General features: G+C 34.7%; 1 pseudogene. It reads right to left on the bottom strand.

Annotation, left to right across the window (positions count from 1 at the left end):
- Positions 1-84 precede the first annotated feature (84 nt).
- Positions 85-317 (bottom strand): annotated as a pseudogene (locus tag CP368_RS10285) (hypothetical protein); the annotation flags it as partial.

Below are 317 nucleotides of genomic sequence, written 5' to 3'. Positions count from 1 at the left end.
CGAATGGACTTTTTATTTTTTATCAAGTGTTCAATTTAATTTTACAATCGGCGAAAATTATTTATTTGTTTTGATCTGAAAAAATTAGTCCTTAACAACGTCCTTAGCGTTCAACCATTGACTCTTGTTGAGCTTAACGATCTTCTTGCCGTTAGTCTTCTTAACTGCTTTAGCAGTGAAAGTTGAACCCATTGAAACTTTCTTAACGATCTTCTTGCCGTTAGCGTTTAAAACGTTAACTTTTTGATTCTCGGTGTCTTTTACAACAACGAAGATCTTGTCGCCTTTCTTGATTGAAGGGTTAGTAGGAGCAACTT

It is taken from the genome of Lactobacillus sp. UMNPBX17, from assembly GCF_002553735.1.
Classification (GTDB): Bacteria; Bacillota; Bacilli; order Lactobacillales; family Lactobacillaceae; genus Lactobacillus; species Lactobacillus gallinarum.
This window is presented reverse-complemented; position numbering and strand designations above follow the sequence as displayed.